The organism is Rheinheimera mangrovi, from assembly GCF_003990335.1.
Lineage (GTDB): Bacteria > Pseudomonadota > Gammaproteobacteria > Enterobacterales > Alteromonadaceae > Pararheinheimera > Pararheinheimera mangrovi.
Window position 1 is genome coordinate 434,785 of the sequence record NZ_CP034683.1, and the last position, 18,616, is coordinate 453,400.

Below are 18,616 nucleotides of genomic sequence, written 5' to 3' on the forward strand. Positions count from 1 at the left end.
GCCGATCGGTAAGTTTTACTCAGGACCCATGTTAAATTTACAGTCAGTACGCTCTAACTATGGAAGGTACTTATGACCCAGCCCGTTATGTTCCTGCATCTGCAGGACCCGGAATTAACCAGCCAGCTTTTGCAGTCAGAGACTGTCCGGCGTTTTGTTATTTGTAAAAGTCAGCCGGATGAATGTTGGGTAGAACAACTGCTCAGGCAGCCTTGTGATTTGGCTTTTATTGAAATTGACAGCACTGAACCTGCGCAGTACGACTTGTTACAGCAAAGCAATCTGCTGGCTGGAATCGACTTTATTCTGGTCAGTAAAGGCTTGCCAGACCTGGCTACGGATCAATTGATGCGTTCTGGTGCTGGCTACCATTTCCGTCATCCGCTGGATATGACGTCTGTGTTGGATGCGGTACAGGATTTTTATCAACAGTTATCTTCAGTGGCGGTAAAACGCAGAGTTCAAAGCAGTGATTTGGATCAGTTTGGTTTATTGGTCGGGTCCTCTGCCGCTATGCTCAGACTGTACAAAACAGTGCGCAAGGTGGCCGTGACTGAAGCCAACGTTTTTATTATTGGTGAAAGTGGCGCTGGTAAAGAGCTGGTGGCGAATACCCTGCATTTAGCCAGTCACAGAGCCGACAAACCTTTTGTGGCCATTAATTGTGGTGCTTTAAGTTCTGAGCTTACCGACAGCGAACTCTTTGGTCATGTCAAAGGCTCCTTTACCGGGGCTTTGCGTGATCATCAGGGCGTGTTCGCTCAGGCTGAACAAGGCACGTTATTTTTGGATGAAGTGACAGAAATGCCGTTGGATCAACAAGTGAAGTTGCTGCGGGTGCTGGAAAGTGGTGAATACAGGCCAGTTGGCAGCAATAAAGTCTGCATGGCCAACGTAAGAGTTATAGCTGCAACCAACAGGGACCCACTTCAAGCTGTGGCTGATGGCATTTTTCGGGAAGATTTGTATTTCAGGTTATCACAGTTTCCAGTCAAAGTGCCGCCACTGCGTGAGCGGGAAGGTGACATTGCTGGCTTAGCGCAACATTTTCTGGCGTATTGTAATGTGCGTGAACAACAACAAAAACAATGGTCTGACGCAGCTTTAGCTGTGATTAAACAGCATGCCTGGCCAGGTAATGTGCGTGAGTTGAAGCATGCGGTAGAGCGGGCCTTTATTTTGGCGGACAAACAGATTGAGCCTGAACATCTGCTGATCGAAGAGGCGACCGCAACTGCTGCGGTTGCTGAGGTTCCGTCAGATATGCCATTGGATGAATTGGAAAAAGCCGCCATTTTTGCAGCGCTGGAACGAAATAATGGGAATAAAACCGATACAGCACAACAGTTGGGGATCAGTGTAAAAACGCTTTACAACAAACTGGAAAAATACCAGCAGGAAAGTTGAGCTTTAAAGTGCTCGTCTTGCTGATAAAGAATGGCGGGGGTTAAACCCCCGCCTCAGACCATTAACAGTCTTTATCTTCAGCGTCTGCCTTCTCTTTGGCCGCTTCACACAGCTCTTTCGCCTTTTCTGCTGTTTTGTCAGCAGCGTCTTCCATGGCATCTGCAGTTTTGTCTGCAGCTTCTTCCAGTTTGTCAGTGGCTTGCTCAGCTTTATCTTCAACCTGAGCTTTTAACTCTTCCATTCTGTCTTCTGCTTTTTCCGCATCGCTTTCACTACAGGCGGCGATAGAGGTCGCCAGCATCACAGCCAACACCACTTTGAATAATGTGCTTTGAGTTTTCATTTCATTCTCCTTCAGCCGCTTGGGGCCACTTACAATTTAGGGGTTTTGCCACGCAGTGCATTTGCTAACAGTGAAATAACCAGCAATACCACAAAAATCATAAATATAATTTTTGCTATACCTGCTGCAGCGCCTGCAATGCCACCAAAACCCAGAATACCTGCCACTATGGCCACAATAAAAAAGGTTAAAGCCCAGCCTAACATAGTTGCTCCTCAGTGCTTCTGCACCAGTTGAACGTACTTCGTACACTAAGCGAGCATCATGCCAATATCGGCTTTTACACTATAAGTCACTGTTATTGTTTATTTTATACAGGATTTATGAACGCAGGCTGTCTTAGGTTTTTGTTTAGCTAATGGTAAAATTTACAGGCGCTGTAGTAACAGTTGCAGGCTAGGGTTGCAGCCTGAAGCTAATGCTGCTCAATTCATGGCATAATCCCCACCGTACAGAAGCAGGATCATGAGTAACAGATGGCAAAAAAACTAAGTGTGGTGCAATTAAAACAACAGGCCAATGTGCTGAAATCGCTGGAAGCAGTGGAAGAGCTGGCCATGCCTCTTTATCCAGATTTTGTCGGCTGTTGGTTTAGCCTGGAGTATGAGCATTTCCCAGGCTCTTTACTGGTGCGTTGTCAGTTTAATTCCGAAGCAGCTCTGGCTGCGGCACTTGAACAAAAGCTGGATCTGTATTTTCAAAAACAGATCCATAAGCAGTTATTTAAATGCGGCATTTTAGTCAAAGACATCAAAAGGCATGTGGTATTAACCACATTATCCCCAGATGATTAAGCCGTGACACAAAAGCCTGCTATGGCTGCCTTGTAATTTGAGGTAGCATAAACGCCATTTGGTTTTAAAAAATTTGGCGTATGACGGCTGATTTTGTTTTTCCTGTCTCTGCAGAGCAGTTACAACTCTGGTTTCACCCTGCCACCTTTCATAAGGCGCGGGCTTATTTTTTGGCCGGTAAAGTAGTGCAGTTGGATTATGAAGCTGACTTTTCTCAAATCCGCAGTCAGGTTTGGGGTGATGGTTTTAGTCCTTTTAAACAGCTGATTTCTATATCCGAGCGCGATGGTCAGGTACAAATGACGGATTCCTGTACTTGCTCTGATGGCAGCAGATGCAAGCATGTACTGGCGGCCTTACTGAAACTGAAACACCAACTGGATCAACTGCAACAAAAGTCGGTGCAACAGCCTGTACGACAGCTTAACCAATGGTTTAGCGAAGCCGAACAATACAATACTCCAGTTACAGCCAACACTACTGAAGATACGGTGTTGTATGAACTGCGCCCCAGTAGTTTAGGTTTACAGCTGCTGCCGAAAAGGGTGAAACAAGCTAAAAATGGCAGCTTCAGCAAAGGCAAAATTATTGCGCAAAGTGAGCTTTCCGGCCAAATCCGGCCTTTATGGCTGGCCGAAGATGATTACCGGTTATTGCAGCAGTTTTTTGCTTTTGATTTACGCCGTCAGGCCTTGCTGGAAGATCAGTGGGGTTATCAGCTGCTTTTAAAAATGCTGGAAACGGGCCGTTGTGTGCTGGATGAAGAGCGCCGGGAGCTATTCTGGGGCGATACTTTGTCACTGCAATTACGCTGGTTAAAAAGCAAAGCGGGCTGGCAGTTACTGCAATTAATGCCTAAAGATCGTGAACTGGAACTGGTGTATACCGATCCGCCTTGTTACCTCGATTTAATTAATAATCAGCTGGGTTTACTCGAAAGCGACATCACTGGTCGTGAACTGAAGCTATTAATGCGCATGCCTCCTGTGCCAGCTGCCGTGTTGCCGGACAGCATGAAACGGTTGCAGCAAATTTTCCCCACACTCAATTTGCCTATGCCGGACGACAGTGCGGTGCAGAAAATTGAAAGCAAACCAGTTCCTGTATTACGGTTGAAGTTGCTGACGCAAAAAAACAAAGTCAGCAAAGCTGTGGCTGTGTTACAGATGGCGTATGGCCCGCATTTATTGCCATTGGATTTACAACAATCCCAAACTCAGCTGCAGCTGGATAATCAGACTGTCTTTATTCGCCGCGACCGTGACAGCGAAATCAAGGCGCTGGAAACTCTATCCCAGTATGGTTTACGTTCAGTGCCTGTTGAGCAATCTACAACACCTTATTTTGACTGTGGCGAAGGACCGGAAAACCCTCTGTTATGGCAGCCTTTGTTGCAAGCCATTCCGGACTTAAAGCAACAAGGTTGGCGTATTGAACAGGACAAAGCCTTTAATCAGGCGGTGATCCACGCCAAAGCTTATTTGGAAGTCACAGACAAAAACACCGGTGGTTTTGGTTTAGCTATTCAGGTCGAAATTGATGGTCAGCAAATTCCGTTATTGCCTTTAATCACTCAGTGGTTACGTAGTTATGGTTTGCCTGCCGCCGATGAAACCTTGTGGCTCAGTTTACCTCAAGGCAAATTGCCTTTGCCGGTTAGCCTGATACAGCCGTTAATTGACACCATAGTTGAACTGTTAAACCTGAAAAAAGCCCCCAGTGAAATAGAGCTACCGGATTACAAAGCCGCTTTATTGCCAGGCCCTGGCGCTGAAGAAATCCGTTATCTAAATGCCGGTCGTTTGCAACAGTTGGTGACTCAGCTGCGTCATTTTGAAGGTATTGAAGATATAGCTGCGCCTGTCACTTTAAAAGCCCAGCTGCGGCCTTATCAGCAGCAGGGCTTAAGCTGGCTTTGTTTTCTGCGCCGTTTCGGCTTAGGCGGTATTTTGGCCGACGATATGGGGTTGGGGAAAACTGTACAGACGCTGGCCTTTTTGCTGCATCAGCAAGAGTCGGGTTTACTGAAACACCCGGCTTTAATCGTCTGTCCTACCAGTTTATTGGGCAACTGGGCGCAGGAAGCTGCCCGTTTTGCCCCTTCACTGAAAGTGCTGACTTTATACGGCCCTAAACGTCAGGCGTTGTTTGACCAGCTGGAAAAATACGACTTAATAGTCACCAGTTATCCACTGCTGGTGCGGGATCTCGCCTATTACCAGACCCATCACTTTAGCCTGATGGCATTGGATGAAGCCCAGCATATTAAAAATGCCGGTTCGCAGTCGGCACAAAGTGCACGCTTGGTCAAAGCCGACTTTAAGCTGGCGCTCACAGGCACGCCGCTGGAAAACCATTTGGGTGAACTTAAAGCCTTATTTGATTTTGTCTTGCCTGGTTTATTAGGCACAGAAGCTCGTTTTCAGCAGGTATTCCGCAAACCCATAGAAAAGTCAGCCGATGCAGAAAGGGCTCATGCGCTGCGTCAGCGGATTGCACCTTTTATGTTACGCCGCACTAAAAAGCAGGTGGCGACCGAATTACCGGATAAAACCGAAATTCTGCAGCTGCTCGATATGGAGTCGGATCAGCGTAATTTGTACGAAAGTATCCGTTTAATAATGGAAACCAAAGTACGGGAAATGTTTCTACGCAAAGGTGTAGCCGCCAGCCAGATGGAGTATCTGGACGCTTTGTTAAAGCTGCGGCAGGCTTGTTGTGATGCTCGGTTATTGCCAATAGAGCAAGCTCAGTTGGTGCAGAATAATGCTAAGTTACAGTGGCTGCGGGACACTTTGCCTGAGATGATCGAAGAAGGTCGTAAGGTACTGATCTTCAGTCAGTTCTCCAGCATGCTGAGCCTGATAGAGCAGGAACTGCAATATATGGATATCAGCTACAGTAAGTTGACAGGCCAGACGAAAAAACGCCAGGAACAAATTGACGAGTTCCAACAGGGTGATAATTCGGTATTTTTAATCAGCTTAAAAGCAGGTGGCACAGGCTTAAACCTGACGGCAGCTGATACTGTCATTCACTACGACCCTTGGTGGAATCCGGCTGCAGAAAATCAGGCAACAGACCGCGCTTATCGGATAGGCCAGGACAAGCAAGTATTTGTCTATAAACTGATTATCAGCAAAACTGTGGAAGAAAAAGTGCAGCAGTTACAGCAGTTTAAACAAGGATTAGCCGATCAGATTTTCAGTCTGGGTCAAAGCCATATCTGGCAGGGTGAGGCGCAGGATCTATTGGCTCTGTTTAGTGAGGACTGAACTCAACAGGGGCAGGGCAAGCCTAGTTCGACACCGACCCGGCTTCTGGACGGGCGGGGACAAGCCCCGCCCCTACATTTGTGGTAAATATAATGGGAAAAAATTTATGAAGATCAAAGGCATACTATTTTCCCTGTTGTGTTGTGTCAGTTCTGCAGTTATGGCAACTGAACCTTATGATCGCATAGCGCCTTTGGTCGAAAAGGCTATTGCAGATAAGCAATTACCCGGTGCTGTGGTGCTGGTAGGGCGTGGCGAACAGGTTTTGTATCGCAAAGCTTTTGGCTTTAAAACCTATTCGCCTGCAGCTGCCGTGGCCACACCAGACACAGTTTTTGATTTAGCATCTTTAACTAAGCCTTTAGTGACCACAACCTTAATTATGCAGCTGGTGGAGCAGGGCGAGTTAAGACTTACAGATCCTGTTGGCAAGTATCTGCAGCAACTCACCGATGCGGAAGTGAAGAAAATCACTATGCTGCAATTGCTAACCCACAGTTCAGGTTTGGCAGATGGTTTTGACCGACGTGAATTCTGGCAAGGCAAGGCTGGTTTAGATGCTGCGCTTGCAAAGCTGCAGTTAAAAACCAAACCCGATCAGCAGTTTGTGTATTCAGATATAGGCTTTATTTTATTGGGCCTGGTGGTTGAACAGGTCACAAAACAGCCTTTGGATCTATTAGCACAGCAACGCATTTTTCAGCCTTTACAGATGAAAGGCAGCCGTTATTTGCCGCAGGATAAGCCCTTGCAAGATACAGCTTATCTGCAGCGCATAGCACCCACTGAACAGCTGAACGGGGATGCGGATTACCACAAATTGTTGCCAAACTATGCCCAGCCCTATTTGCATGCCGTAGTGCACGACCCAACAGCCTTGCGTTTAGGCGGAGTAGCAGGTCATGCCGGAGTTTTTGGTACAGCGGACGATCTCGCCTTATTTGCCCAAATGCTATTAAACGGCGGTGAGCTTAAAGGCCAAAGAGTATTATCCCCACTGGCAGTGCAACGTGTATTAACCCCGGTTGTTATAGGCAACCAAAGCCGGGCTTTAGGCTGGGATATGCAAACAGGCTACTCAGCACCTAAAGGGGATTTATTGCCCCAAGGCTCTTTTGGCCACACAGGTTTTACCGGCACCAGTATCTGGCTAGACCCGGCCAGCCGCACCTATATCATTTTGTTATCGAATCGTGTTCACCCCAACCGCACTACTTCCATCACAGAGCTGCGCGCTAGATTGGCGAATATAGTAGCGGCCGCTATTGAGCTTTAACTTTGTTTTAAAAAGACAAATTGAGCCTTTTGCTGCATCTCTGCTGTATTTGGGTATATAGTAAAACCAACTCACTACACAGGACTGCTTTTATGAAAACCGGAGCCCAGCTGGTGGCCGAAGCCAAAACGAAAATTCAGGAACTGACGGTGCAGCAGTTGGCTGCTTTATTACAAACCAGTCAGGCTCGTATTATTGATGTACGTGAACCTGCGGAGTTTGCCACTGGTCATATTCCTACTGCAGTCAATATGCCGCGTGGGGTGCTGGAAATGCAGTTGCCGCAGCATCCTGCTGTTGCAGAGCATAAGGATGCAGTAGTCGCTTTAACAGAACTGGCGAGTGAGCCTTTGTATTTAATTTGCCGCTCTGGTGCCCGCTCTGCTTTAGCCGCCGAGTCGCTGCAGCGTATGGGTTTTCGTGACTTATATTCAATAGCTGGTGGTATGCAAGCCTGGACCGACAGTGGTTTTCCTGTTCGGCAATAATCTGCTTTACAGCCTCAGCCATAGACTTTAGTCGCATTCGCCCGAGGATGGTTTGACAGTGGCTGACATAACAGAAACACTGCCAGAACCGAAATACCGCAGAGTGCTCAGCTCTGTCATGTTTTCTTCTGCCATCTTGTCTCTGGCCTTTGTCGAATGGGAAGTCGTTATGGAAAATGTACGTGCTGCAGTGATTTTTGTTGTGCTCTGGCTGACGGCGCAGGTGTTGTACCTGTGGCTGGATTTCAACAGCTGGCTATTGGTGCTGTTGAATCTGTTGGCTGTAAGTGGTTTTCTGCTGTGGTCCGGCCGTCAACAACCAGAAGTTCAGCCACAAAATGAATCCAATGCGCAGGTCGACAGCGCTCATCACATCACCGAGGCCACATCAAAAATGGCAATAGGTGCGGCAGAAGTTTCGTTTTATATCGATGGTTTAATTAAAGACATCAAACATAGTGGTGACGACTGCGGCCAGATTGGCAGCGCAGCTACAGGCTTAGCTGATACCAGTGGTCAACTGACTGATAATCTGCAGCAAATCAGCCATAGCATTACTCATACGGCCGATGCCTGCAGTGCAGCCGATCAGCGCCTGCAAAAAAGTGTGGGTAACATCAACCAGTTAGCTAGCGCTGTTAGCGATGCTGCTGCGCGGTTGGAGCAACTTAAGGGCAGTGCCGATGATATTCAGCGTATTACTGAAGTGATCACAGGCGTGGCCAATCAAACCAACTTATTGGCGCTTAACGCCGCTATTGAAGCTGCCAGGGCAGGCGAACAAGGCCGTGGTTTTGCGGTAGTGGCTGATGAAGTGCGGGCTCTGGCAGGTAAAACCTCAGAAGCGACCAAAGACATAGCGAAAATGCTGGCTGATATTCGCAGCCAAAGTGAGCAAACTGCTGGTGTAATGACGCAGTTGGTGCAGTTAAGTGGTGACGTGCAGCAGGAATTGCAGTCTGTGGCGGCAGGTTTTAATGGTATCAATACCGAAGTAGGGCAGGTGTCTGCTGCGCTGGAGCAAATAGAGCAGGTCAGTACCGGGTTGGAAAATACCAGCCAGCAATTGGGTCAGTCGATTCAGAGTATTAATCAAGCCTTGTCGGCGATAGAACATAAAGGCAGCACAGTGGCGGATCAGGCCATTGAATTGTCGGTAGAAACTGAAAGTATTTATCGCGAACTCAGTACAGTCACCAGCCAGAGCTTCTTTAACCCTGTACTGAAAGATGCGCAGCAAGCCGCAGCTGCCATAGGGGCTTTATTTGAAAAAGCCCTCAGCGACGGCAAGCTGACAGAACAACAGTTATTTGCCGAGCAGTACCAGGCGATCGCCAATACTAATCCACAAAAATTCCATACCGCTTACGACAGCTTTACCGACCAGTTTTTCCCTTTGATCCAGGAGCCTATTTTAGAGCGCCACAGCAATGTGTTGTACGCTGGTGGTGTCGATCGTAAAGGCTATTTCCCGACCCACAATAAAAAATACAGTCAGGCCTTAACGGGCAACTACGAAAAAGACTTACTGCAAAACCGTACCAAACGTATCTTTAGCGACCGCACCGGCAGCCGCTGTGGTAGCAATACTCAGCCTATGCTGCTACAAACCTATAAACGTGACACAGGCGAAATTTTGCATGATTTGTCGGTGCCTATCATGGTCAAAGGCCGGCATTGGGGTGGATTCAGGATTGGTTTTAAACGGGTTTGAGCTGATATTTAAGAAATAAAATGAAAAAAATTCTGATTGTTACAGGAGGCAGCAGAGGGATTGGTGCTGCTACTGCAAAACTGGCTGCAGCTCAGGGGTACGCGGTTTGTGTTAATTATTTAACCAATCAACAGGCTGCAGATGCAGTGGTGGCCGATATTCGCGCCGCTGGCGGCACAGCTGTTGCTATGCAGGCCGACCTTGCTGATGAAACTCAGATAGTGGCGTTGTTTCAGCGGGTGGATCGGGAATTGGGGCCTGTGACTGCATTGGTGAATAACGCCGGTATTTTGGAAAAGCAAAGCAGCCTGCTGGATATGGATCAAGGCCGTTTACAACGGGTATTGGCCGCCAATCTGATAGGGCCTATGTTGTGTGCCCGCGAAGCTGTAAAGCGGATGTCAGTCAAACTGGGAGGCAAAGGTGGCTCAATAGTCAATGTATCGTCCGTGGCTTCCCGTACTGGTTCACCCGGCGAATACATAGATTACGCCGCATCCAAAGGGGCTTTGGATAGTTTCACTTTGGGGTTGTCCAAAGAAGTGGCTGATCAGGGCATTCGGGTCAATTCTGTGAGACCAGGTTTTATTTACACAGATATCCATGCCAGCGGCGGTGAACCGGGCCGGGTTGATCGCATCAAAGACGCCATTCCGATGAAAAGAGGTGGCCAGCCGGAAGAAGTTGCACAAGCGATTTTATGGCTGTTGTCCGATCAGGCGTCTTACGCCACAGGCACTTTTATTGATTTAGCAGGTGGGCGCTGATGCCTGCTGTGGCTTAAACCTTTTTATACTACTTAACTTTACAGCTTTGTTGCTATAAACCAATCTCACGCTATTTTTCTTCGCTGCAACTGCAGTGTTGAAGTGGCAGCTCATAAGATTTTAAGCTAAAGCCTAAGCCCTCAAACTGCCAAAATTTTGCCTGGTGGTCCGGTTGAATAATTTGCTGTATCAGCAACATGGCTTGCATAGAACCGATAATTCCAAGCAAAGGGGCTAACACGCCTAAGCTGCTGCAATTACCGGATTGATCAGTTAAATCCGGAAATAAACATTGGTAACATGGGCTTGGGTTATGGGCAAAAGGCCAGAGCATCAACTGGCCTTGTTGAGCTATAGCGGCCGCACTGACCAGACTGATTTGATGCTGTCGGCAGAGCTTATTAATCAGTTTCCTGCTTTTGAAATTATCTGTGCAATCCAGCACCCAGTCGGTATTTTCCAGCAAAGCTGCGGCATTGTTGGCACTAAAATGTTGTTCAACTGGCTTGATTTGGACATGCGGGTTGAGTTGCTTAAGCTGGCGCGCCGCCATTTTGGCTTTGTTAAACCCTTTGTCTGCGTCGCGGAATAACACCTGCCGCTGCAGGTTAGATAACTCCACTTTATCGCCGTCGACCAAAGTCAACTGGCCTATGCCGGACGACACCAGATACTGGCTGGCGGCATTGCCTAAACCACCACAGCCAATTAGCAGCACTTTAGTTCGCTTCAATTTTTGTTGAGCTGCTTCGCCAAAATCCGGCAACATCAACTGGCGGCTATAACGGATAAATTCTAAATCAGTCAGCATGAAGCGCCTCGCTGATTAATTGCTGCATCTGTTGCACCCATAGTTTTGGCTCTGCAGTAGTCGCAAAAGCCTGCACCACAGCTAAGTGCCTGATGCCCGTCGCCAGCACAGCTTTGGCATTGTTTTCATTGATGCCGCCAATAGCCACCAAAGGGATCTGTGGGAATAACGCAGTGTAACGGGCCAGTTTCTGTAGCCCCTGTAACTTACCGCCCATGTTTTTAGTTTGGGTAGCAAAAACTGCACCTATCGCCAGATAACTAGGGCAAAGCTGCTGCGCCCTTAAAAGTTTATAAAAGCCATGGCAGGAGATTCCCAACCGCAGTCCGGCTTGTTGCAAAGCCGCTAAGTCGGCTTGATCAATATCTTCCTGACCTAAATGCACACCATAAGCGCCAAGCTCCAGCGCTAATTGCCAATGATCGTTGATAAACAGCTGAATATCAGGGTGCTGACAAAGTTGGATGGCTTCTTTGATCTGTTGGCGTAGCAGCTGCTGATCTGTGTTTTTTATCCGTAGTTGCAGGGTTTTTACTCCGGCGGCTAAGGCTCTTTGTAACTCTGTGACTGAAGGTACTATTACATATAAACCTAAAGGTGATTTTAAGGCTGTAAAGGCTTGGGTTGGTGGCTGACGATCGTCAGAGAGCAGCTCTGGTAAATATTCTGGCTTAGCAGGAAAACCGTAATGCCCCAAAGTGCCTGTGTATTCTGTGATGACAACTGGCTGGCTTAATCCTTGATTGATATAAGTTTTGGCCACCACAAAAGCATCTTCCAACGCATAACCTAAAGCCAAAGTTGCCGCCAAAGCACTACTAAAATAACAGCCTGTGCCATGGGTAAAGTTGTGCTGTTGGCGGGGGCTGCGAAGGCTGACTTGATGGGTATAAGCCGGATAAGCACGGTAGCGAAAATCGGCGCTGATAAAAAGCTGATCGGTGCAAACTGTAGTCTCTGTATGACCGCCTTTGAGCAGTACAGCTTTTACTCCGGCTTTAAATAGCAGCTCAACAGCCTGCTGACTATCGGAGCTTTGGGTTAAAGCCTCCAGCTCTGGCAAGTTAGGCGTCAGCAGATCCAGTTGTGGCAATAAATGCCGGATCACAGCCTGATATAAATCAGGCTCTGCCATGCTTGAGCCTGAACTGCTGATAGCGACTGGGTCGTAAATCACCAGTAAGTCAGGTTGGCTTTTTCTAAGCTGTTGTAAAAAATCAGTTAGCCAAAGCACCTGAGCTTTGTTGGCCAGTAGACCAATTTTTATCACAGCAGGCTTCGCATCTTTGAGTAAAGCTATAGCCTGTTGGTGCAGCAGATCGACAGAGACCGCCATGCAGGCATCGACCCCAGAACTATGCTGTGCGGTAATAGCTGTCACTAAAGTGCATAAGTGCAGAGGCTGTTCTGGTGTTGAAAAACTCTGAATAGTTTTTAAGTCGGCCTGAATACCAGCGCCTGCGCTATTGTCTGAGCCCGCAATACTCCAAATCACTGCGGTGTTATTGACTTGAATCATGGTGCCTCCTGCAACCAAAACGGCATACCAAGCACGGGAGTCGAAGGGCTGGCAAAGTCCTGTTTCGGCATAGCACCTGCTAAAAATGCAGAGCGGCCAGCTGCTACGGCTTGCGAAAAAGCCAAAGCCATCAATACAGGATCTTTGGCCAAAGCCACGGCAGAATTCAGTAATACACCATCAAAACCCATTTCCATTACCTGACAGGCGTGACTGGGCAAACCTAAACCTGCATCCACTATTAAAGTGGCATCCGGCAAACGTTCCCTTAAAGTCCGCAGTGCATAAGGATTGAGCACTCCTAAACCTGAACCTATAGGCGCAGCCCAGGGCATCAGTACTTTGCAGCCCAGTTCATACAACCTTTTGCACAGCACTAAATCGTCGGTGCAATAAGGCAAGACTTCAAAACCATCCGCCAGCAGTTGTTCGGCCGCTTGTAATAATAAAATGGGGTCGGGCTGCAGGTTGTAGTCATCGCCTATCAGCTCCAGTTTTACCCAGTTCGTGTTAAAAATTTCCCGCGACATCTGCGCCAAAGTCACAGCTTGTTGCACTGAATGGCAACCTGCGGTATTGGGCAAGAGCCTGAGTTTTAAATCACGGATCAGTTGCCAGAACTGCTCGCCGCCATGCTGTTCCGGCGCTTGACGGCGCAGGCTTAAAGTCACAGCTTCGCAGCCACTTTGTTGCAGGGCTTGCTGCATCAAGGCTGGGTTTGGATACAAGGCGCTGCCTAAAATCAGCCTGCTGCGAAGGGTTTGGCCGTAAATATTAAATTCGGTTGGCATACTTAACCTCCAGCTATAGGGCTGACAATATCCAGCTGATCACCGGCTTGAAGTTGTGTGTCTGAATACTGGGCCGCCGCAATAAAACGGCCATTTAAAGCCACAGCAAAAGGGGCTTTAAAGCGCGGCAAAAGATCGTTTAACTGGCTGGAGTTTAAGATCTCGATTTTGCCATTTAGCCAGATGCTTAGCTCTGTTTTCATATGTTCAGCCATAACACAGCTCCTTAGTTTCGCTGAACTGCGACAAAGCCAACTGGGCCACTTGTTCAGCCAAAGCTGGGCCCAATAAATAACCGTGGCGGTATAAGCCATTGACCCGGATTAACCCAGGCTTTTGCTGTATTTCAGGTCTGTTATCCGGCAAAGCAGGGCGGGCCGAGGCTTGCAGGCTTAAAATTTCTGCCTCGGCAAAAGCAGGGTCTACTGAATACAAAGCCGATAACAGTTCCAGCGCAGAGCGCACTGAAGGGCCGGATTGATCGGCCGATTCCAGCTCTGTAGCGCCTACCACAAAAATGCCGTCGCCTTTGGGTGCTATATAAAGCGCATAACGAGGATGGAATAACCGCACAGGGCGACTAAGTTGTACTGCTGGTGCTTTGACTCTCAGTACTTCTCCCCGCACTGGTCGCAATAGCGGCAATTCAGTGGACGCACCTAAACCACGGCAATCAATCACCAAATCAGCCGCTTCAAACTTGCCATTACACCAAAGCTCTTCACCCCGAAATTCAGCTGCGGACTGAGCCTCCAGCGATACTCCTCTTTGTTGTAACAATTGCAGGGAATGCTTCAGGACGGCCTGATTATCGAGCTGGCCTTCGCCTGGCAAATAACAACTATGCTGAAAACGAGCCGCTAACGAAGGCTCAAGTTCGGCCAGTTCAGTTTTAGTCAGCCATTTGGGGCGATAGTCGGGTTGGGCTTTAATTTGGCTGACCAAATGCAATAACAGGTTCTGTTGCTGTGGATGGGCCAGCAGCAAAGCCCCTTGTTGTTGCAGGCCAAAATCCGGCAACTGCTGTTGCAGCTGTTGCCACAGCTGCATACTACGATAGCCCAGTTCAACTAAATCCTGCTGCAAAAGCACAGACTCAGCCAAAGGCGACAACATAGCGGCAGCGGCATAAGCAGCGCTGGCTTGATACAGCTCTTGGGAAGGGCTAAAACTCCCCTTTTCCAGCAGGCGAATACGGGCTGGCTTTGGCCAAAATCCGGGTTCGGACAAAGCCAAAGCGCATAATCGTCCCATTAAACCGCCGCCCAGAATAAGCAGCGTCGGGCTCATAACTGAGGTTCCTCCAACTTTGAATCCGAGCCGTGATACAGCTCTGCACCAGACTCACGGAATTGCTGCGCTTTTTTCTGCATTTCTGCTTGCTGTTGTTCAGTATCCAGCTGTTTCACTTCAATACTGGCGGCATAGTCGCGCACATCCTGACTGATTTTCATCGAACAAAACTTAGGGCCACACATAGAACAAAAGTGCGCTACTTTGCCGGATTCCTGGGGCAGGGTTTGGTCGTGATAAGAGCGGGCGCGTTCCGGATCTAAACTTAAATTAAACTGATCCTGCCATCGGAACTCAAAACGGGCTTTGGATAAAGCATCATCCCGTATTTGTGCCCCTGGATGGCCTTTGGCTAAATCGGCAGCATGGGCAGCAATTTTGTAGGCAATCAAACCTTCTTTGACATCGTTTTTATCAGGTAAACCCAAATGCTCCTTGGGCGTGACATAACACAGCATAGCGCAGCCATACCAGCCAATCTGAGCGGCACCAATGGCTGAGGTCAGGTGATCGTAACCCGGTGCTATGTCTGTGGTCAGTGGGCCTAAAGTATAAAAAGGCGCTTCGGCGCAGTACTCCAGCTGCAACTGCATATTTTCACGAATAAGCTGCATAGGCACATGGCCCGGGCCTTCCACCATTACCTGTACCTCTTTAGCCCAGGCGCGGTGGGTCAGTTCGCCTAAGGTTTTCAGCTCGGCAAACTGAGCTTCGTCATTGGCATCGGCTATAGAACCGGGGCGCAGGCCATCACCCAAACTAAAGCTGATATCATAAGCACGCATAATGTCGCAGATATCGTCAAAGTGTTGATATAAAAAGTTTTCTTTGTGATGCGCCAGGCACCATTTGGCCATAATAGAGCCGCCACGCGAGACTATGCCGGTCAGGCGTTTGGCCGTCATAGGCACATAAGCTAAGCGCACTCCGGCGTGAATAGTAAAATAATCCACCCCTTGCTCTGCCTGCTCAATTAAGGTGTCGCGGAATAATTCCCAGCTTAAGTCTTCGGCTATGCCACCAACTTTCTCCAGCGCCTGATACAAAGGCACAGTACCAATAGGCACAGGGCTGTTGCGAATAATCCATTCGCGGGTTTGATGAATATAACGGCCAGTGGATAAATCCATCACAGTATCTGCGCCCCAGCGGGTGGCCCATAGCAGTTTTTCCACTTCTTCTTCGATGGACGAACTAACGGCTGAATTGCCGATATTGGCGTTGACCTTCACCAGAAAGTTGCGGCCGATGATCATGGGTTCAATTTCAGGGTGATTGATATTGGCAGGCAAAATGGCGCGGCCTGCTGCTATTTCCTGCCGGACAAATTCAGCAGTAATTTGTTTGGGTAAGTGGGCACCAAAACTCTGGCCCGGATGCTGGGTGCTATGCTGAGTTCGGGCTTCAGTGGCTGCAGCCAGATTGGCGCGACTTAAGTTTTCCCGAATAGCCACGTATTCCATTTCCGGCGTAATAATGCCACGGCGGGCATAGGCCAGTTGAGTGGCTGACACACCTGATTTGGCTTTGCGTCTTTCTGTTAAAGCCTCGAATCTTAAGCTTTGCAGGCTTTCATCCAACCACTGCTCTTTGCTGTAGACAGAACCGAAGTCTGTCACCAGTTGTGTATCGTTACGCTCTTTGATCCAGTTAGTACGAAGGGGGGGCAAGCCTTTACGTATATCAATTTGAGCATCAGGGCAGGAATAAGGACCGGACGTGTCGTAGACCCGAACCGGTGCATTGGGTTGAAATAACGGCTTGTCTTTAGTGCCGCCAATTAAACTGGGCTGCAGTGCAATTTCACGCATACCAACTTTCACGCCTGGCAAGTCGCCTTCGATATAGACCTTGCGGCTGGCAGGATAAGGCTGGCCCTGCAACTGCTGAATAAATTGTTCGGCAGCGGCGCGAGTGGCGCGACGGTTTTGATTTTCTGACATATAAACTCCGGTGAAATAATTAAATAGTTAATTTTCAACAGAGCTTGGGAAAAGCGTGGACAGCCATCAACAGATGAGCCGAATGAGTGCGCCAACAGGCAGACGGATCACCGCCACTGTTTGCGCTCTTGTTTCCCTCCGCAGGTATTATCCTGTTCAGGTTCCACGGATTCCGCCCAAGGGCGGTCTCAGCTGACAAACCAGGTTTGTGCAGCACTCCGACAAGCTAAGTGCAGCCAGCATAAACAGCTTTTTTTCAGGCGGCAAGGGGAAATTGGTGGGCTTGTTGTTTCAGGCTTGCGGTTTCTGCGAGCTAATTTGTGGTAATCACCGGCTTAAAGTTTCCCTAAAAGCTGATAAAAAATTGTAGGGGTCGGGTTTATCCCGACCCGATCTGGGGCCAGTTTTACGCCGTGTTCCACGGATTAGTTTATGGATAGAGGAACTCGTATCTTAGTATTAAAAATCAATTAATTAACCTTTATGGATAATGCGTGGCAATCTGATGCTGATTGCGCCGGGCAATGTAATATGTTCTGGGAAAACTCAAATCTTATGCGACTTAATCGAAAGCTCAAAACCACAGGCGTGGGCATATTTCACCAGCGTAGACCAGCTGGGGTTGGAGTTACCTTTTTCTAAGCGGCTGATATTGCTCTTTTGTGTCTGCATCCTTTGTGCAACCTGTTCTTGCGTGAGCCCGGCTTTAGTGCGCATGGAGAGGAGTTGATCGATAAAGTTAAATTCAGCCTCCAATTGCTCGTATTCAGCTTTCACTTCAGGATTATCTAAAGCACGTTGTTTTAGTTTTTGCAGACTCATCAATGTTGAACCTCTTTTTGTCGTTCGCGAGCAAGTTCCAGCTCATTTTTAGGTGTTTTTTGAGACTTTTTTACAAAGGCATGCAGCACATAGATATGCTTGCCTTTTAAGTAACAAAATAACCCGCGCCCAATCCCTTCCTGAGCTTTAGCTCATATTTCAAATAAGCCATTACCCATAGACTAGGTATGCGGAGGGCCTTGATTTGCTACATGTTTTTCCATTAACTCTAATAGCCTAATCATCCTTGCCTGAATTTTGGCTGGCATGTCGAGGATCTGTTCTTCTACACCAGCATAAAAATCAATTTTCCAACTCATAGGTAATCCCTACCTTGTTATCTTTTGTGATAACTTTGATTGTGGGTATTGTCTAGGACTCTTGAGTTTATTGCACAAAGACTTAGTTTGATTGCGCTATCCTTTGTGACTCTATACCGTAGAGGCCGCAACAGAATCTTTTAGATTAAATTGAGGCAAAGCTTACCTATCAAAGCATAGTTTATTCCATAAGTTGCGTAAGAATACGACGATCTAACCAGTGTCCAACTCAACCAAGCCTACAAGGCTTTGTAGCTAACACCTTCCTCTAAACCGCAGCTATGATCGCTGGTGTTTTTAAAAGTGACAGGCAGGGTTTGGCCGCAGGGCATTTTGTTATAACCTGGAGGCAGGTTAGGGCCGCATTGCTGCACATCAAAATGTAGATGCTGGCTTAGAGTTTGGCCTGTATCACCACTGAGGGCGATCAGTTCACCGGCTTTGACTTTGTCACCTTCGTTCACCAAAACCCCATTGTGGGTCAGATGAAAATAGCGGGCTACACTGCCGTCACTATGGCGAATAAAAACATAGTTTTCTTCTAAATCTTTGCCATTGCCATCATGAAAATTTTCGCGGACAGCCACTACTTCACCAGATCGCGAGGCCACTATTTTTGTGCCTATAGGCATATCAAAGTCGATCGCATAAAGACCAACACCCTGATTTGCTGCCCGGTAATGCCCGGTCGAAACGACAACAGGAAAGGCTTCGCCCACCTGATAGGGCAATAGATAATCTGAGCTTTGTTGGTTGGGGTAGACTGTGCAATCTACTTCAGGTTTGGCGCAGGCTATGGTGGATGTTAGAAGTAATGCGTTGATTGTAATTAGTTTTTTCATCTATTTTTATCCGAAGTAAAATAGCTTAGTCGTAGTATCAAGCCTGAAGGTTTAGATGGAGTTGTTAAAAATTCTTCTATTAAGGGAAAGCTCAAATCTGACGAGGCTATCAGTCATTTTTAAAGCCTTTGTTTGTCATTTCAACTAAGCCACAAGAAGATCCCTCCAATTTATGCTACTTTGCCTGCGGTTGTTATTTTGAAAAGACTTC

Annotated in this window: 18 protein-coding genes, 1 pseudogene and 1 riboswitch; of the genes and pseudogenes, 7 read left to right on the forward strand and 12 right to left on the reverse strand. The window is 47.8% G+C overall.

Going from position 1 to position 18,616, the window contains the following annotated elements:
- The first annotated feature begins 72 nt into the window (after window positions 1–72).
- Window positions 73–1,407, forward strand: a complete 1,335-nt coding sequence (locus EK374_RS02010) for a sigma-54 interaction domain-containing protein (protein ID WP_127019657.1) — start codon at window positions 73–75, stop codon at window positions 1,405–1,407.
- 61 nt (window positions 1,408–1,468) lie between these two features.
- Here the strand turns inward: EK374_RS02010 and EK374_RS02015 are convergent, their stop codons facing one another.
- Both EK374_RS02015 and EK374_RS02020 read right to left on the reverse strand, forming a co-directional pair.
- On the reverse strand, window positions 1,469–1,750 hold the full coding sequence (locus EK374_RS02015; RefSeq protein ID WP_206099265.1) for a hypothetical protein: 282 nt from the start codon (window positions 1,748–1,750) through the stop codon (window positions 1,469–1,471).
- Window positions 1,751–1,779: 29 nt separating this feature from the next.
- The gene (locus EK374_RS02020; protein ID WP_127019659.1) at window positions 1,780–1,956 is read right to left on the reverse strand and encodes a DUF1328 family protein; all 177 of its coding nucleotides are present in this window, start codon (window positions 1,954–1,956) and stop codon (window positions 1,780–1,782) included.
- Window positions 1,957–2,226: 270 nt separating this feature from the next.
- On the opposite strand from EK374_RS02020, the gene EK374_RS02025 reads away from it, so the two are divergent.
- The 6 genes from EK374_RS02025 to EK374_RS02050 all read left to right on the forward strand — a co-directional run bounded on the left by EK374_RS02025 (window position 2,227) and on the right by EK374_RS02050 (window position 10,064).
- Window positions 2,227–2,544 carry a hypothetical protein gene (locus EK374_RS02025; protein ID WP_127019661.1) on the forward strand — a complete coding sequence of 106 codons (318 nt, stop codon included), beginning with the start codon at window positions 2,227–2,229 and terminating at the stop codon, window positions 2,542–2,544.
- Between the two features lie 80 nt (window positions 2,545–2,624).
- Window positions 2,625–5,819 (forward strand): DEAD/DEAH box helicase, encoded by a 3,195-nt coding sequence (locus EK374_RS02030; protein ID WP_127019663.1) that lies wholly within the window; start codon window positions 2,625–2,627, stop codon window positions 5,817–5,819.
- Window positions 5,820–5,925: 106 nt separating this feature from the next.
- Complete coding sequence (locus tag EK374_RS02035; protein WP_127019664.1) at window positions 5,926–7,095, forward strand: serine hydrolase domain-containing protein; 1,170 nt, start codon at window positions 5,926–5,928, stop codon at window positions 7,093–7,095.
- A 92-nt stretch (window positions 7,096–7,187) separates the two neighbouring features.
- A complete protein-coding gene (locus tag EK374_RS02040) occupies window positions 7,188–7,583 on the forward strand; it encodes a rhodanese-like domain-containing protein (RefSeq protein ID WP_127019665.1) in 396 nt (131 codons plus the stop codon).
- Between the two features lie 58 nt (window positions 7,584–7,641).
- On the forward strand, window positions 7,642–9,297 hold the full coding sequence (locus EK374_RS02045; protein WP_233280311.1) for a methyl-accepting chemotaxis protein: 1,656 nt from the start codon (window positions 7,642–7,644) through the stop codon (window positions 9,295–9,297).
- Between the two features lie 20 nt (window positions 9,298–9,317).
- Window positions 9,318–10,064 (forward strand): SDR family oxidoreductase, encoded by a 747-nt coding sequence (locus tag EK374_RS02050; RefSeq protein WP_127019666.1) that lies wholly within the window; start codon window positions 9,318–9,320, stop codon window positions 10,062–10,064.
- 70 nt (window positions 10,065–10,134) lie between these two features.
- Here EK374_RS02050 and EK374_RS02055 read toward each other — a convergent pair whose 3' ends face one another.
- From EK374_RS02055 to EK374_RS02095, 10 genes and pseudogenes are all read right to left on the reverse strand, one after another.
- Window positions 10,135–10,875, reverse strand: a complete 741-nt coding sequence (locus tag EK374_RS02055; RefSeq protein ID WP_127019667.1) for a HesA/MoeB/ThiF family protein — start codon at window positions 10,873–10,875, stop codon at window positions 10,135–10,137.
- The gene (gene thiE / locus EK374_RS02060; protein ID WP_127019668.1) at window positions 10,865–12,394 is read right to left on the reverse strand and encodes a thiamine phosphate synthase; all 1,530 of its coding nucleotides are present in this window, start codon (window positions 12,392–12,394) and stop codon (window positions 10,865–10,867) included. Before thiE ends, EK374_RS02055 begins: the two co-directional genes overlap by 11 nt.
- Window positions 12,391–13,185: a thiazole synthase gene (locus EK374_RS02065; RefSeq protein WP_127019669.1), complete on the reverse strand. Its 795-nt coding sequence runs from the start codon at window positions 13,183–13,185 to the stop codon at window positions 12,391–12,393. Before EK374_RS02065 ends, thiE begins: the two co-directional genes overlap by 4 nt.
- Before the next feature lie 2 nt (window positions 13,186–13,187).
- Window positions 13,188–13,400, reverse strand: a complete 213-nt coding sequence (gene thiS, locus EK374_RS02070; RefSeq protein WP_127019670.1) for a sulfur carrier protein ThiS — start codon at window positions 13,398–13,400, stop codon at window positions 13,188–13,190.
- Entirely contained in the window at window positions 13,393–14,475 is a 1,083-nt protein-coding gene (locus EK374_RS02075) for an FAD-dependent oxidoreductase (RefSeq protein ID WP_127019672.1), read from the reverse strand. The genes thiS and EK374_RS02075 overlap by 8 nt, the downstream gene beginning before the upstream one ends.
- Entirely contained in the window at window positions 14,472–16,421 is a 1,950-nt protein-coding gene (thiC, locus tag EK374_RS02080) for a phosphomethylpyrimidine synthase ThiC (protein WP_127019673.1), read from the reverse strand. The genes EK374_RS02075 and thiC overlap by 4 nt, the downstream gene beginning before the upstream one ends.
- Window positions 16,422–16,536: 115 nt before the next feature.
- A riboswitch (TPP riboswitch) is annotated at window positions 16,537–16,652 on the reverse strand.
- Between the two features lie 315 nt (window positions 16,653–16,967).
- Window positions 16,968–17,243 carry a helix-turn-helix domain-containing protein gene (locus tag EK374_RS02085; RefSeq protein WP_127019675.1) on the reverse strand — a complete coding sequence of 92 codons (276 nt, stop codon included), beginning with the start codon at window positions 17,241–17,243 and terminating at the stop codon, window positions 16,968–16,970.
- A pseudogene (locus EK374_RS20840) lies at window positions 17,243–17,380 on the reverse strand (type II toxin-antitoxin system RelE/ParE family toxin); the annotation flags it as partial. The gene EK374_RS02085 and the pseudogene EK374_RS20840, both read right to left, overlap by 1 nt.
- Window positions 17,381–17,425: 45 nt before the next feature.
- Entirely contained in the window at window positions 17,426–17,563 is a 138-nt protein-coding gene (locus EK374_RS20845; RefSeq protein ID WP_233280313.1) for a type II toxin-antitoxin system RelE/ParE family toxin, read from the reverse strand.
- A gap of 239 nt (window positions 17,564–17,802) precedes the next feature.
- Complete coding sequence (locus tag EK374_RS02095) at window positions 17,803–18,405, reverse strand: M23 family metallopeptidase (protein ID WP_127019677.1); 603 nt, start codon at window positions 18,403–18,405, stop codon at window positions 17,803–17,805.
- Window positions 18,406–18,616: the final 211 nt, after the last annotated feature.

What these genes read in the sequence shown, in the direction of transcription:
- EK374_RS02035 (WP_127019664.1), top strand. Translation starts at nt 5,926, where the DNA reads ATGAAGATCAAAGGCATACTATTTTCCCTGTTGTGTTGTGTCAGTTCT.
- EK374_RS02065 (WP_127019669.1), bottom strand. Translation starts at nt 13,185, where the DNA reads ATGCCAACCGAATTTAATATTTACGGCCAAACCCTTCGCAGCAGGCTG.
- thiE (WP_127019668.1), bottom strand. Translation starts at nt 12,394, where the DNA reads ATGATTCAAGTCAATAACACCGCAGTGATTTGGAGTATTGCGGGCTCA.
- EK374_RS02010 (WP_127019657.1), top strand. Translation starts at nt 73, where the DNA reads ATGACCCAGCCCGTTATGTTCCTGCATCTGCAGGACCCGGAATTAACC.
- thiC (WP_127019673.1), bottom strand. Translation starts at nt 16,421, where the DNA reads ATGTCAGAAAATCAAAACCGTCGCGCCACTCGCGCCGCTGCCGAACAA.
- EK374_RS02095 (WP_127019677.1), bottom strand. Translation starts at nt 18,405, where the DNA reads ATGAAAAAACTAATTACAATCAACGCATTACTTCTAACATCCACCATA.
- EK374_RS02025 (WP_127019661.1), top strand. Translation starts at nt 2,227, where the DNA reads ATGGCAAAAAAACTAAGTGTGGTGCAATTAAAACAACAGGCCAATGTG.
- EK374_RS20845 (WP_233280313.1), bottom strand. Translation starts at nt 17,563, where the DNA reads ATGAGTTGGAAAATTGATTTTTATGCTGGTGTAGAAGAACAGATCCTC.
- thiS (WP_127019670.1), bottom strand. Translation starts at nt 13,400, where the DNA reads ATGGCTGAACATATGAAAACAGAGCTAAGCATCTGGCTAAATGGCAAA.
- EK374_RS02040 (WP_127019665.1), top strand. Translation starts at nt 7,188, where the DNA reads ATGAAAACCGGAGCCCAGCTGGTGGCCGAAGCCAAAACGAAAATTCAG.
- EK374_RS02030 (WP_127019663.1), top strand. Translation starts at nt 2,625, where the DNA reads ATGACGGCTGATTTTGTTTTTCCTGTCTCTGCAGAGCAGTTACAACTC.
- EK374_RS02075 (WP_127019672.1), bottom strand. Translation starts at nt 14,475, where the DNA reads ATGAGCCCGACGCTGCTTATTCTGGGCGGCGGTTTAATGGGACGATTA.
- EK374_RS02050 (WP_127019666.1), top strand. Translation starts at nt 9,318, where the DNA reads ATGAAAAAAATTCTGATTGTTACAGGAGGCAGCAGAGGGATTGGTGCT.
- EK374_RS02055 (WP_127019667.1), bottom strand. Translation starts at nt 10,875, where the DNA reads ATGCTGACTGATTTAGAATTTATCCGTTATAGCCGCCAGTTGATGTTG.
- EK374_RS02015 (WP_206099265.1), bottom strand. Translation starts at nt 1,750, where the DNA reads ATGAAAACTCAAAGCACATTATTCAAAGTGGTGTTGGCTGTGATGCTG.
- EK374_RS02020 (WP_127019659.1), bottom strand. Translation starts at nt 1,956, where the DNA reads ATGTTAGGCTGGGCTTTAACCTTTTTTATTGTGGCCATAGTGGCAGGT.
- EK374_RS02085 (WP_127019675.1), bottom strand. Translation starts at nt 17,243, where the DNA reads ATGAGTCTGCAAAAACTAAAACAACGTGCTTTAGATAATCCTGAAGTG.